Here is a 14,125-nt window from a genome sequence, read left to right as displayed (position 1 = left end):
CTGTGTATCGGATCAAGCAGATCGACACTACGGTGAACCTCGAAGGCTTCAGTCGCTGGCTGAAGGAGCAGGGAGTGGGGCACCGGATCACCGAGGAGGGTGGGTCCCAGGTACTCTGGCTGGACAACCCGGAGCATACCGAGCCGGTTCTTCAAGCCCTTGAGCGTTTTCTGAGCGAACCTGAAATCCAGCAGGCAGTGAACACCACGGCACGGTCACCGGTGTTTGTGGGTGGCCGCTGGCAGCCGTCACCACGGCACGCACCCCTTGTGCTGGGGATGATTCTGCTGGCGCTGCTGATGGCCTGGGTCACCGCCATGGGGCAGAACCAGCTATCCACTCTGCTGATGTTTGTGGATCCCCGATTTTACGAATGGGGCAGCATGGCGGAGCGTGTTCAGTCCCTGTCTTCTACACTGGCGAGCGGCCAGTTCTGGCGTCTGTTTACCCCGGATTTTCTGCATTTCAGCTGGACTCATATCATCTTCAACTCAGTCATGCTCTGGTTCCTGGGCAGTCAGGTCGAGTGGTTTGATGGCCGTGTCCGTCTCCTGGTACTGGTGGTGTTCACCAGCTTGCTGTCCAATGGATTGCAGTACATAGTCTCCGGCCCCCTATTCGGCGGATTGTCCGGCGTTGTTTACGGAATTCTTGGTTATTGCTGGCTCAGCCAGCGGAGGGTGCCCCGCTTCCAGTTCCCTCCTGCATTGGTGACCTTTGCGGTGGCTTGGATGGTCATCGGGTTCACCCCCTTGCCCGAAATGTTGGGATTGGGGCGAATGGCGAATGAGGCTCATCTGGGTGGCTTTGTGGCTGGCCTTGGCCTGGCAGCGATTTTGCCGGTGCCAAAAAAAGCCCCGCGAAATCGCGGGGCATGAAAAGAGCGTTTAGCTCCTGATGAGAGAGACCAAATGAACACGACCTTCGTCATTTGGTGAGTTAATGATAATCATTATCGTTTATTGTTGTCAACGGCTTTAACCACTTTTTTTGTTGTAGAGCTGAGGGATAGTGATTGGAGATAGTGACTGGAGAGCGAAATGACATACGAAGAGCTGATAAAGAGGCTGGATCCGGCGGTCTATCAGAGCCTCAAGCGGGCCCTGGAGTTGGGCAAGTGGCCAGACGGCCGTAAACTGAGCGACGAACAGCGTTCGATCTGCATGGAGGCGGTGATCTATTACGAGGATCACCACCAGATCCCTATGGAAGAAAGGGTCGGCTACCTCGATCGTGGAAAGAAGGCCGGGACTGCCTGTGACCCGAGTGTGGCCCGCACAGCCGGAAGCTCGGCTAACGGTACGACAGACTCTGACCAGTTCTTCGAGGTGAAGTCTTGACGACACTGGTTGATGTTACCGGCCGCCTTCGCAAGATGCCGGCAGAGCCTGGTAGCCCGGTCAGCTATACCATCCGGGTAGGGGATACCCGGGTTCCTCTGAACGAGATGGTTGGTTTTCCGTTACAACTCGATTTTGACGGCGTGATACGCTGTATTCACTGCGACCGTAAAACCAGCAAAAGTTTTAGTCAGGGCTACTGTTATCCCTGTTTTCGCAAACTGGCGGCGTGCGACAGTTGCATCATGAGCCCGGAAAAATGTCATTACCACGAAGGGACCTGCCGCGAGCCCGAGTGGGGCGAAATCCACTGTATGACGGAACACGTGGTTTATCTGGCCAACTCCTCGGGGCTGAAAGTCGGAATCACCAGAGGCTCGCAGGTGCCCACCCGCTGGATTGACCAGGGCGCTGTCGATGCCATTCCCATGGTGCGGGTCGCCACGCGTCAGCAGGCCGGCTTTGTGGAGGTGGCCTGCAAAAATCATGTAGCGGACCGCACCAATTGGCGGGCCATGCTGAAGGGCGACGTGCCGGAGCTGGACCTGGTCGAGGAGCGGCGGCGCATGCTGGGCCTGATAGCCGATGACCTGGCCGGGTTGCAGGCCACCCATGGTGAAAATGCCATCAGAATTGTAGAAGAAGACAGCCTTGCGCTGAGTTATCCGGTTCAGATTTGGCCCCAGAAGATCAAGACCCATAATCTGGATAAATCGCCAACTGCGGAAGGCGTGCTGCAGGGCATCAAGGGCCAGTATCTCATCCTCGACACAGGCGTCATCAACATACGTAAGTACACCGGTTACGAAGTCCGCTTCCGGGTCTTTCCGAAGAACTGACACAGACCCCACAATTTCTGGAGAAAGCGAATGCGTACCAGTCAGCCACAGACCATTTATCTGAAAGATTACCGCGTCCCCGTGTTTCTGGTGGACCATGTAGACCTGCGTTTCGAACTGTTCGAGGACGGGGCAAGGGTACACAGCGTCTTATCCATGCGTCGCAATCCTGAGAGCGATAGCGCCGACAAAAGCCTTGAACTCAATGGCGATACCCTGACCACTCTGGAGTTGCTCAGCGTGGATGGCCGTGAATTGGCAAAGGAGGCCTTTGAGGATCGCGTCGATAAACTGGTGGTTCATGAAGTGCCCGACAGCTTTGAGCTGGGCGTGGTGACCTGGATCGAACCACAGAACAACACCCGCCTGGAAGGTCTCTACCAGTCCTCCGGCATGTTCTGCACCCAGTGCGAGGCCGAGGGTTTCCGCTGTATCACCTACTTCCCCGACCGCCCGGACGTCATGGCGCGCTTCCGGACCCGCATCGAGGCAGACAAGGCCAGATATCCAATTCTGCTCTCCAATGGCAACGATGTTGAAAAGGGCGACCTGGACGACGGCAGGCACTTTGTGACCTGGGAGGACCCGTTCCCCAAGCCGTCCTATCTGTTTGCCCTGGTAGCCGGTGACCTGGTGGAAAAACGGGACAGCTTCCACACCATGTCCGGCCGTGACATCGACCTGCGTATGTACGTCGAACCGCGAAATGCCGAGAAGTGTGAGCACGCCATGGACTCCCTTAAGCGCTCCATGCGCTGGGACGAGGATGTGTATGGCCGCGAATACGATCTCGACATCTTCATGATTGTGGCGGTGGATGACTTCAACATGGGGGCCATGGAAAACAAGGGCCTGAATATTTTCAACTCATCCTGTGTGCTGGCCAGCCAGGAAACTGCAACCGATCTGGCTTTCCAGCGTATCGAGTCGATCGTTGCCCATGAGTATTTCCACAACTGGTCCGGTAACCGGGTCACCTGTCGCGACTGGTTCCAGCTAAGCCTGAAAGAAGGATTTACCGTATTCAGGGACTCCCAGTTTTCTGCGGATATGGGCTCGCCCACGGTCAAGCGGATTGAAGATGCCTCCATGCTGAGAACAGCCCAGTTTGCCGAGGATTCCGGGCCAATGGCCCATCCCGTGCGTCCTGAGTCCTACATGGAAATAACCAACTTCTATACCCTTACGATCTATGAAAAAGGGTGCGAAGTGGTGGGGATGATCCATACGTTGCTTGGCCCCGACATGTTCCGTAAGGGCAGTGATCTCTATTTTGAACGCCACGACGGCCAGGCAGTGACAACTGATGACTTTGTTCGGGCCATGGAAGATGCCAGCGGCCGGGATCTGTCCCAGTTCCGTCTCTGGTATGAACAGGCTGGCACGCCAGAGCTGACAGTGCGGGATGAATATGACCAGGCGGCTGGTGTCTATCGCCTGAGCATCGACCAGGCTATTCCGGACACTCCGGGCCAGACGAACAAGAAGCCCCAACACATTCCGTTTGCCGTCGGGTTGTTGGGAGCGGGCGGTGAATCCTTGCCACTGAAATTGAGCGCCGGCGAAACAGAGGCCCCCACAGACCGGGTATTGGAATTGACCGAATCCAGCCACACGTTTGAGTTCCATGGTGTGTCTGAGCGCCCGGTTCCGTCACTGCTGAGAAATTTCTCGGCACCGGTTCGGGTTTATTACCCCTGGACCCGGGAGCAGTTGATGTTCCTTATGAGCCACGATCCGGATGGCTTTAATCGCTGGGATGCAGGCCAGCGACTGGCGGTTGACGTGATCAACGGGCTTGTGGGAGACGCCGCAGGCAAAGCCGTTGATTCCGGATTGACGGAAGCGTATCGCGGCCTCTTGACGGATGCGTCCCTGGATCAGGCACTAGTTGCGAAAATGCTGCAGCTTCCCTCTGAAGCCTATCTGATTGAACTGGCAGACAAGCCGAATGTTCCTGCCATCCATCAGGCGCGCGAAACTGTGCTTGGGCACCTTGCGACCGAATTGCGGGATGACCTGATTGCCTGTTACCAGCGCAACACCGTGGAAGGACGTTACGAGGTGACGCCAGAAGCGGTCGCTCGCCGAAGTCTGCGAAATACTGCACTTGCCTGGTTGCTTCATACAGACGACGAACAGGGCCGGGAGCTGGCAGTAAGCCAGTTTGAAACTGCGGATAATATGACCGACCGCATGGGGGCGTTGCGGGCACTGGTGAACTCCGGGTATGACCAGAAACGTGAAGAGGCATTGAAAGCGTTCTATGAACAATGGAAAGACGACCCGCAGGTAGTGGAGCAGTGGTTTGCCGTCCAGGCGGGTAGCAGCCGTACCGGCGGATTGCCCGCGATTCACGAGCTGTTGGCCCACCCCGCTTTCGACTGGAAAAACCCCAACAAGATCCGCTCGGTGATTGGTGTGTTTGCTGGCCAGAACCTGCCGGCGTTCCATGCGGAGGATGGTTCAGGCTATCGGTTCCTGGAAGAGCAGGTTCGCCGGCTGGACGACAGCAACCCGCAAATTGCTGCAAGGTTGGTGTCTCCGCTGACTCGGTGGCGCAAATTCGCACCGGTGCATGGTGAGCAGATGAAGACCGCGCTTGAAGCCATCAGAGACAAAGCCGGCCTGTCACGGGATGTCTACGAGGTGGTCCACAAGAGCCTTGCCGGCCAGTAGATGGAACGTTTAGTAGGCGTATCCGTCTGGGTATTCACAGCGGCTGTCTCAGACGGATACAAAATCGCACTTTCGGTCGATAGACAATATCGGCCAATCCGCTAATCTGTCAGGAGCCGATATTCCATGACAACACAATAAGAAAAGCCTTATACAGGGCTTTCAGACAGGTTTAAGGTTAAACAATGAAATACAAAAACAACGTAATTCTGGGCAGTTTGTTTGCGTTTTCTGTCTTCGCCATGCCAGTCAGTGCTGCTGTCTCTTCCAGTGAAGCCGCTCGACTCGGTCAGGATCTGACTCCGTTCGGCTCAGTGAAAGCTGGTAACGATGCGGGAACCATCCCGCCCTGGACCGGTGGGCTGACTGAAGCCCCCGCCGGGTATGAAGGTAGTGGTCAGCATCACATCAATCCGTTCCCGGATGATGAAGTGCTGTTTACCATCAACGCCTCGAACATGGAGCAGTACGACGAGTATCTGACGGACGGCCTTCGCGCCATGCTGGATACCTACCCCACCACATTCCGTATCCCGATCTACAAGAGCCGGCGTACCCATGCGGTACCGGAGTGGGTTGCTGAAAATACCAAAGAGAATGCGGTTGAAGCAGAGGTCGTCGGTAACGGTGAGGGCATCGATGGCGCCTTTGCCGGCTATCCGTTCCCGATTCTGCACGGCAACGATGAAGAAAAAGCCTGGCAGGTAATCTGGAACCACCTGACCCGCTGGCGCGGAGTCTCCGTAACCCGTCGCTCCAGTGAAGTTGCGGTTCAGACCGACGGGGATTATTCCCTGGTTACCTCGCAGCAGGAAGCCTTCTTCAATTACTACAATCCGGAAGGCAGTGAAAAAGAGCTGGACAACGTTATTTTCTACTACCTTTCGTTCACCCAGTCTCCACCCCGTCTGGCTGGTGGTGCCATCCTGATCCACGAAACCCTGAACCAGATTATCAATCCACGTAACGGATGGGGCTATAATGCGGGCCAGCGTCGCGTTCGTCGTGCCCCGAATCTGGGCTATGATTCTCCGATTGCAGCTGCCGACAACCTCAGAACCGCCGACGATACCGACATCTTTAACGGCGCGCTTGACCGGTATAACTGGAACTACGAGGGAATGCGTGAGATCTACATTCCTTACAACAACTACCGCCTGGGTGAGAAAGGCACTCCCTATTCAGAAATTCTGGGCATTTCCCATCTGAATCCGGACCTGACCCGTTGGGAATTACACCGTGTGCATGTTGTCGAGGCTACCCTGAAGCAGGGTGAGCGCCACATCTACGGCAAGCGTCGTTTTTATGTGGATGCGGACAGCTGGAATACCGTGCTGCTGGACCAGTATGACGGCCGTGGTGAACTATGGCGCGTGACCATGGGTATGGCGAAGAACTATTATGAACTGCCGGGCGTGTGGACTGTTCTGGATGTGTATCACGACCTCCAGGCACGTCGCTATCACGTGCTGGGTCTTGATACCGAAGAACCCTCCACCCGTAAGTTTACGGATGATGTGCCCAACCGCCGCTATTTCTCCCCGGCTTCCCTGCGTCGCAGGAGTGTACGTTAACGACGGCGCCTGTTGGCAAAAAAAGGCTTTCGCCAGAGACGGATGGCGACGAATATACCGGTGGTCGCAAGGCCACCGGTATATTCATAGTATCGGCCGGTATTACCGGCGTAATCAGAGTGACACAGTTCAACACAACATATAGGCAATCTGAATGGCTACAAGGTTGATGTGCAAGACTCTGGGAGCGGCCTGTCTTGGAGTGTCCATGGCAATGTCTGCACCCTCGGTGTTTGCGCTTGCAGATATCATCGAAACCCCTTCCCGGCCCACTATGCTTGCGGCAGAGAATCTGCTCAATGACGCGGATCGCGCAGGTGAGCGTATCGTGGCGGCTGGTGAACGTGGTCATATCATATTTTCTGATGATCAGGGCGAAACCTGGGTGCAGGGCCAGGTCCCCGTCAGCGCGACCCTGACCGGCGTTGACTTTGGCACAGAGGCCGAAGGCTGGGCTGTAGGGCATAGCGGTGTGGTTCTCCATTCCGGTGACGCGGGTAAGACCTGGGAACTGCAGCTGACGGGCATTGAAGCTGCAGAGCTGGCCATCGAAAGCCGCCAGCAGCAGATCGAAGAGATGGAACAGAAAATCGAAGAGGCCCCTGAAGAAGAAAAAGCCGATCTGGAGTGGGCACTGGATGACCTGTTCTTCTCAATGGAAAACCTGGAATCTGATCTTGAAATTGGTCCGGTAAATCCGTTTCTTGATGTCTGGTTTGAAAACGAAGACCACGGTTTTGTGGTAGGTGCCTACGGCATGTTTCTGCGTACCACAGACGGTGGCGAAACCTGGCGTGACTGGGCGCCCAGGCTTGAGAATCCCACCGGGTTCCACCTTAACGCCATTACTCAAATCACCGGAGGTGCGCTGGTGATTGTGGGTGAGGCCGGCCAGATCTTCGTCTCTGTTGATGGCGGCGAAAGCTGGGAAAAACGTGAAAGCCCCTATGAAGGTTCACTGTTTGGTGCCATTGGCACAGGCCAGGTGAACGAGGTTCTGGCGTTCGGCTTGCGCGGTAACATGTTCCTCTCCACCGACCTGGGCAAGAGCTGGAAGGTGGTTCCGAACGAGGCCGGCGCAACGCTCAATAATGGTGCTGTGTCAGACGACGGAAGAATTACCCTGGTTGGTAACGGTGGCACGGTTCTGATGAGCACCAACGGCGGCACGTCTTTCCGGCCCTATTCCCGGGATGACCGGGAAGGTGTGATGGACGTTGTCCCGCTCTCTGGAACCAACCTCCTGATCGTGGGCGAGGGTGGCGTGAAGCATACCGATGCCCGCGGCAAGAACCTTCAATAACGCCCTGATGCGGCACCAACAGATTGAAAACGAGAGGGGCTTTTGAATGTCGAACCCGAAGCATGACAAGGGCGAGCATTACCTGACTACACCGAAGGCAGAACCGTTTCTGGAGCGGCTGATCTTCAACAATCGGGCACTTATCCTGATTGCATTTTTCTTCCTGACACTGTTTCTCGGCTATAACGCCGTCAAAATCCAGCCGGACGCCAGTTTTGAGCGGATGATTCCGCTTGAGCATCCATACATCGTCAACATGCTGGAGCACCGGAACGACCTGGAGAACCTGGGCAACTTTGTACGTATTGCCGTGGAAGTGGAAGAAGGCGATATCTTCACCCAGGAATACATGGAGACCCTGAAGCAGATCACCGATGAGGTGTTCTACCTTAATGGGGTTGACCGTTCAGGGCTGAAATCACTCTGGACCTCAAACGTTCGCTGGGTGGAAGTCACTGAGCAGGGGTTCCAGGGTGGTACGGTTATTCCGGATAACTACGACGGTTCTTCCAGGGACAGTCTGGAGCAACTGCGCCAGAATGTGCTCAGGTCAAACGAAGTGGGACGCCTGATTTCAGACAACTTCCGTTCCACCATCGTGTATGCGCCTTTGTACGAGAACAACCCGGAAACCGGCGAGCCGCTGGACTACGGCGAGTTTTCCCGTCAACTGGAAGAAAAGATCCGGGACAAATACGAAGCGCAGAATCCGAACATTGATATTCATATTGTCGGCTTTGCGAAGAAAGTGGGTGACCTGATTGAAGGCATCGGCTCGATTGCCTGGTTTGCCGGCATTACCATCATTCTGACCACGCTGCTGTTGTACGGTTATTCCCGCTGTATTACCGGAACACTGGTGCCGGTGTTTACTTCTATCATTGCTGTGTTCCTGCAGCTGGGAACCTTGCGCTTGTTGGGATATGGGCTGGATCCGTACTCGGTACTGGTTCCGTTCCTGGTGTTTGCCATTGGTATCAGTCACGGGGTTCAGATCGTCAACGCCATGGCAGTGGAAGCAGCGAAAGGGTTTGATTCCGTCACTGCTGCCCGCCTGGCCTTCCGGGCTCTCTACATCCCGGGCATGCTGGCTCTGATTTCCGACGCCTTCGGCTTCCTGACCCTGTTCTTTATCGAGATTGATGTTATCCGGGATCTCGCGGTTGCAGCTGGCATTGGTGTGGCGTTCGTTATCCTGACAAACCTGGTACTGCATGTACTGATCATGTCATACCTGGGTATTTCCAAAGGTGGCGTTCGTCATGTGCAGAACCACGGCGAGAAGCAGGACCGCAAGTGGCGCATCATGTCTTACTTTGCGCACCCGGGTGTGGCTCCGATTTCGCTGTTGATTGCAGTGATTGGCCTTGGGCTTGGCCTTTACTACAAGCAGGATCTGAAGGTTGGTGACCTTGATCAGGGCGCGCCGGAGTTGCGAGCAGACTCGCGCTACAACAAGGACAATGCTTTCATCATCGATAACTACTCGACGAGTGCCGATGTCCTGGTAGTCATGGTCAAGACAGAGGAAGAGCAGTGTACCCAGTACAACACTCTCCGGGCCATGGATACGTTGCAGTGGGAGCTGCAGAATACCCCGGGTGTTCAGTCCTCCGCCTCCCTGGCGAACGTGTCCAAACTGGTCACGAAGGCGCTGAACGAGGGCAACTGGAAGTGGTATGAAATTTCCCGCAACCAGACCATCATCAATGCCTCCATTCGTGAGGCCCCGGCAGGGCTGATCAACACCAACTGTGACCTGACGCCAGTACTTGTTTTCCTTGAGGACCACAAGGCCGAAACACTGAAGACAGTGACGGAGCGAGTCGAGGAGTTTGCCAGCAATAATAACAGCGATGAGCACACGTTCCTGCTGGGTGCCGGTAACGCAGGTGTGGAAGCTGCTACCAACGATGTTATTTCCAGCGCCAAGAACATGATGCTGATCTTCGTCTATGGTGTGGTCGCTTCCCTGTGCCTGCTGACGTTCCGCTCCATCCGGGCGGTGTTGTGTATTCTGATTCCGCTGGGGCTGACGTCCATTCTGGCCGAAGCGATCATGGCGGTGTCCGGTATCGGCATCAAGGTCGCGACATTGCCGGTTATTGCGCTGGGTGTGGGTATCGGTGTCGACTACGGCATCTATATCTACAGCAAGCTTGAGAAGTTCCTGCTTGAGGGCAAGACGCTCCAGGAAGCCTATTTCGAGACCCTCAGGTCTACGGGTAAGGCTGTTATCTTTACCGGCGTTACACTCGGTATTGGTGTGGTCACCTGGATCTTCTCCCCCATCAAGTTCCAGGCGGATATGGGGCTATTGTTGTTCTTCATGTTCATCTGGAACATGGTCGGTTCCATCTGGTTACTTCCGGCTCTGGCGCGCTTCCTGCTGCGCCCGGACCGCATGGTTGCCAAGGCCCGCGCAAGCAAATAAGCTTTGCGCTTGATCAAAAAAGCCCGCGTTGCGGGCTTTTTTGTTTCTTGCTCAAGTGGTTAGCGTGCTAATCCTGGCTTTATTTATGTCCAGAATTGGTCTATGTTTTAGGGCGAAAGTGGAGAGTGTCTGTGTGAGTGCACAGGCCAAAAAAAAGCAATAACGAACACAAAAGGGAAAAGTCATGCCACTGAAACAGAAATTTTCCGCACTTGCGGTTGCGGCCGCAGTCAGCTTCGGAGCGACCTCTACCGCTGTGAGTGCCCAGGAACAGCAGTTTGTCACCATCGGCACCGGTGGTGTAACCGGGGTTTACTACCCGGCCGGCGGTGCGATTTGCCGGCTGGTCAATATGGACCGAAAGGAACACGGTATCCGCTGCTCTGTTGAGAGCACAGGTGGGTCGGTCTATAACCTGAATGCCATCCGTCAGGGTGAGCTGGATCTGGCTGTGGCCCAGTCTGACTGGCAATACCATGCCTACAATGGCACCAGTGAGTTTGAAAAGGACGGCAAGAACGAGAAGCTCCGTGCCGTATTTTCGCTTCACCCGGAACCATTCACTGTGGTAGCCAGCAAGGGCTCCGGCATCAAGACCTTCGAAGACCTGGAAGGCAAAAGGGTTTCCGTGGGCAATCCGGGCTCTGGTCAGCGTGCCACGGCAGAGGTTCTGATGGATGAGATGGGCTGGACTATGGACAAGTTCTCCCTGGCCGCGGAATTGAAGGCAGCTGAGCAATCCCAGGCGCTGTGTGACGGCAACATCGATGCTTTCTTCTATACAGTTGGCCACCCTTCCGGTGCCATCAAGGAAGCAACAACCTCCTGCGACAGCGTGATCGTCAGTGTTGATAACGAGGCGACCAAAGCGCTTATCGACGAGAACCCGTATTATCGGGAAGCCACTATTCCTGGTGGAATGTATCGGGGCAGCGACGAGGACACTACTACCTTTGGTGTTGCAGCGACATTTGTGTCCTCAACAGATGTTTCGGAGGACGTAGTGTATGAAGTGGTCAAGGCAGTCTTTGAAAACTTTGACAGCTTCAAGCGTCTGCATCCGGCATTCGGCGTCCTGAATAAAGAAGAAATGGCATCGGATGCCCTGAGTGCACCTCTGCACCCTGGCGCCGAGAAGTACTACAAAGAAGCCGGCCTGATCGACTGATCCTGTAACCGGTAAAACAGCACCGCAGGCATTCCAGCCTGCGGTGTTTTGATCTCCGACCCGCTATATTCTACAGGACCCAGCTATGGCCAATAGCGAACCGAGAGCCGGGGATACGATGGATAGCAAGAAGGTTGCAGAGGTTCTTCAGACCGAAACCGGTGGAAGAGCTGCAACTGGTATGGCTGCCAGAATACTCTTTATCGTCCCCCTGTTCTGGTCACTTTTTCAGCTATGGATAGCGTCGCCGCTGCCTTATATTGTCGAGTTCGGTATATTCAACTCGACGGAATCAAGATCTATCCATCTGGCATTTGCCACCTTCCTGGCTTTTGCCGCGTACCCCATGATTCGGGGAAGGAATGTTGATCACGTTCCATTTTACGACTGGATTCTTGCACTGGCCGCTGCTTTTGCCGCGTCCTATCTGTATTTTTTCTACGACGAACTGTCTACGCGTCCAGGGTCACCCATAACCCAGGATCTGATTGTTGCCCTCGGCGGTATGGTGTTGCTGCTGGAGGCTACCCGTCGGGCGTTGGGGTTGCCGCTGACCATTGTTGCCGGCGTCTTCCTTGTCTATGCGCTCGCCGGGCCGTACATGCCGGACGTTATCTCCCACAAAGGCGCCAGCTTCAGCAAGTTGTCGTCTCATATGTGGCTGGGCACCGAAGGTGTTTTCGGCGTTGCCCTGGGTGTCTCAACCAGCTTCGTATTCCTGTTCGTTCTCTTCGGGGCGTTACTGGAACGGGCCGGGGCAGGTAACTACTTCATCAAGGTTGCCTATGCCATGCTGGGCCACATGCGTGGCGGGCCTGCGAAAGCCGCTGTGGTGTCCAGTGGTTTGAGTGGTGTCATTTCCGGTTCATCCATTGCCAATGTGGTCACAACCGGCACTTTCACCATTCCGCTGATGAAGCGGGTCGGCTTCCCGGCTACCAAGGCAGGTGCGGTTGAGGTGGCAGCCTCCACTAACGGCCAGCTGACCCCGCCAATTATGGGCGCCGCGGCTTTCCTGATGGTTGAATACGTGGGGATTTCCTATCTGGAGGTCATCAAGCATGCGATATTGCCGGCATTGATCTCTTATGTGGCGTTGATTTACATCGTTCATCTGGAGGCTTGCAAGCTGAAGATGAAAGGAATCGAACGCCCCAATCGTCCGACACTGGCTCAGCGCATGCTGAACTGGGTTGTGATTCTGATTGGCCTCAGTGCACTTACCTTCGTGGTCTACTACGGTATTGGCTGGCTCAAGGTTGTGCTTGGCGAGTCTGCGGTGTGGGTTCTCAGCCCTCTTCTGCTTTTTGTCTACATCGGCTTGGTCTGGTATTCAACCCGCTTCCCGGAGCTGGAGCAGGACGATCCTGAGGCTGCAATGGATACGCTTCCGGACGTTGGGCCTACGGTGAAGACCGGTTTATATTTCCTGCTGCCGGTGGTCGTACTGGTCTGGTGCCTGACGGTTGAGCGCTTTTCACCTCAGTTGTCAGCGTTCTGGGCCACGGTGTTCATGATTTTCATCGTCATAACCCAGCAGCCGCTCAAGGCTTTTTTTCGCGAGAAAGGCGACTTCCTGGCGGAAACAAAAACCGGTTTCCTCGACCTGATGCATTCTTTGGTGACAGGGGCGCGGAACATGGTGGGTATTGGCGTAGCAACAGCCACCGCCGGTATTGTTGTTGGTACTGTGACCCTCACCGGTGTTGGCCTGGTAATGACCCAGTTTGTGGAGTTCATTTCGGGCGGCAACCTGCTACTGATGCTGATTTTTACCGCCCTTATCAGTCTGATTCTCGGCATGGGGCTGCCCACAACGGCTAACTACATTGTAGTTTCCACGTTGATGGCACCGGTGATCGTCACTCTCGGTGCCCAGAACGGACTGTTGGTGCCACTCATTGCGGTGCATCTGTTTGTGTTCTACTTCGGCATTCTGGCGGATGATACGCCGCCCGTGGGGCTGGCCGCCTACGCGGCGGCTGCCATTTCGGGTGCTGATCCGATACGAACGGGGATCCAGGGTTTTACCTATGATATCCGCACGGCCATTCTTCCATTCATGTTCATCTTCAACACCCAGTTGTTGCTGATCGGTCTTACTGGCTGGCTGGATCTGCTGATCACGATAGCCAGTGCGGTAACGGCCATGTTGGTGTTCTCGGCGGCCACTCAGGGATACTGGTTTACCAAGAGCTATAAATGGGAATCGGCGCTGTTACTGCTGATCACCTTCACCCTGTTCCGTCCCGGATACTGGTGGGATATGGTGTATCCGGCGACCGAGGATCGGCCCGGCACTGACATTGTCGAGCTCGTTGAGAACGTGCCGGCTGACGGTTCCCTTGTTGTTCAGGCCTCTGGTATGGCGCTGGATGGAGATGAAGTGTCGACCTATCTCAGTTTGCCACTCCCGGAAGCCGACACCCCCGAGCAGAGGCTTATGGAGGCAGGCCTGGAGCTCTCCCGTGATGGTGAGCAGATGGTGGTGGATTTCGTAGGCTTTGGCAGCCCTGCGGAAGACGCCGGGATCAGCTTTGGCTGGACCATTGATGCCGTTCAGGTCGAGAATGAGCGTCCACCAAAAGAACTGATGTTCATTCCGGCTCTGATTCTTCTGGGACTTGTGGCCTTCGGTCAATTGCGGCGGCGAACGCCGGAAGAGGCCAGTGCTTACGGCTGATTGCCACATGCGGAAACCCGGCATTAACCTGCCGGGTTTTTTTCTGTTAAACTCCTGCCCGCAACGGTCCGCGGTTTGTGTCGCGGCCAACCGTCAACAAGTGGT

9 protein-coding genes are annotated in these 14,125 nt (G+C 55.3%); all 9 read left to right on the top strand.

Annotated features, from left to right (window positions below; all coding sequences use genetic code 11):
- Positions 1-2: 2 nt before the first annotated feature.
- The 9 genes from FO268_RS14285 (at position 3) to FO268_RS14245 (ending at position 14,020) form a co-directional block, all read left to right on the top strand.
- On the top strand, positions 3-878 hold the full coding sequence (locus tag FO268_RS14285; RefSeq protein ID WP_150993995.1) for a rhomboid family intramembrane serine protease: 876 nt from the start codon (positions 3-5) through the stop codon (positions 876-878).
- A 162-nt stretch (positions 879-1,040) separates the two neighbouring features.
- Entirely contained in the window at positions 1,041-1,340 is a 300-nt protein-coding gene (locus FO268_RS14280) for a YeaC family protein (protein WP_150993994.1), read from the top strand.
- Between the two features lie 35 nt (positions 1,341-1,375).
- Entirely contained in the window at positions 1,376-2,179 is an 804-nt protein-coding gene (locus FO268_RS14275) for a DUF2797 domain-containing protein (protein WP_404802928.1), read from the top strand.
- Positions 2,180-2,209: 30 nt separating this feature from the next.
- Entirely contained in the window at positions 2,210-4,858 is a 2,649-nt protein-coding gene (pepN, locus tag FO268_RS14270) for an aminopeptidase N (protein WP_150993992.1), read from the top strand.
- Between the two features lie 185 nt (positions 4,859-5,043).
- Complete coding sequence (locus tag FO268_RS14265; protein ID WP_150993991.1) at positions 5,044-6,432, top strand: DUF1329 domain-containing protein; 1,389 nt, start codon at positions 5,044-5,046, stop codon at positions 6,430-6,432.
- A gap of 154 nt (positions 6,433-6,586) precedes the next feature.
- Positions 6,587-7,735, top strand: a complete 1,149-nt coding sequence (locus FO268_RS14260) for a YCF48-related protein (RefSeq protein ID WP_225316727.1) — start codon at positions 6,587-6,589, stop codon at positions 7,733-7,735.
- A gap of 46 nt (positions 7,736-7,781) precedes the next feature.
- Positions 7,782-10,169, top strand: coding sequence for an efflux RND transporter permease subunit (locus tag FO268_RS14255; RefSeq protein ID WP_150993990.1), 2,388 nt, complete (start codon positions 7,782-7,784; stop codon positions 10,167-10,169).
- Between the two features lie 184 nt (positions 10,170-10,353).
- Entirely contained in the window at positions 10,354-11,337 is a 984-nt protein-coding gene (locus tag FO268_RS14250; protein ID WP_150993989.1) for a TAXI family TRAP transporter solute-binding subunit, read from the top strand.
- A gap of 85 nt (positions 11,338-11,422) precedes the next feature.
- Positions 11,423-14,020 (top strand): TRAP transporter permease, encoded by a 2,598-nt coding sequence (locus FO268_RS14245; protein WP_150993988.1) that lies wholly within the window; start codon positions 11,423-11,425, stop codon positions 14,018-14,020.
- The last annotated feature ends 105 nt before the right edge of the window (positions 14,021-14,125 follow it).

The sequence above is a fragment of the Marinobacter denitrificans genome (genome assembly GCF_008795955.1).
Taxonomy (GTDB): Bacteria; Pseudomonadota; Gammaproteobacteria; order Pseudomonadales; family Oleiphilaceae; genus Marinobacter; species Marinobacter denitrificans.
Note: the sequence above shows the minus strand (reverse complement) of the source record. Positions and strands in the feature narration are given on the sequence as shown.

Excerpts from the sequence above, each read along its gene's own strand:
- FO268_RS14280 (WP_150993994.1), top strand. The coding sequence starts at position 1,041 with ATGACATACGAAGAGCTGATAAAGAGGCTGGATCCGGCGGTCTATCAG.
- FO268_RS14275 (WP_404802928.1), top strand. The coding sequence starts at position 1,376 with ATGCCGGCAGAGCCTGGTAGCCCGGTCAGCTATACCATCCGGGTAGGG.
- pepN (WP_150993992.1), top strand. The coding sequence starts at position 2,210 with ATGCGTACCAGTCAGCCACAGACCATTTATCTGAAAGATTACCGCGTC.
- FO268_RS14265 (WP_150993991.1), top strand. The coding sequence starts at position 5,044 with ATGAAATACAAAAACAACGTAATTCTGGGCAGTTTGTTTGCGTTTTCT.
- FO268_RS14260 (WP_225316727.1), top strand. The coding sequence starts at position 6,587 with ATGGCTACAAGGTTGATGTGCAAGACTCTGGGAGCGGCCTGTCTTGGA.
- FO268_RS14255 (WP_150993990.1), top strand. The coding sequence starts at position 7,782 with ATGTCGAACCCGAAGCATGACAAGGGCGAGCATTACCTGACTACACCG.
- FO268_RS14250 (WP_150993989.1), top strand. The coding sequence starts at position 10,354 with ATGCCACTGAAACAGAAATTTTCCGCACTTGCGGTTGCGGCCGCAGTC.
- FO268_RS14245 (WP_150993988.1), top strand. The coding sequence starts at position 11,423 with ATGGCCAATAGCGAACCGAGAGCCGGGGATACGATGGATAGCAAGAAG.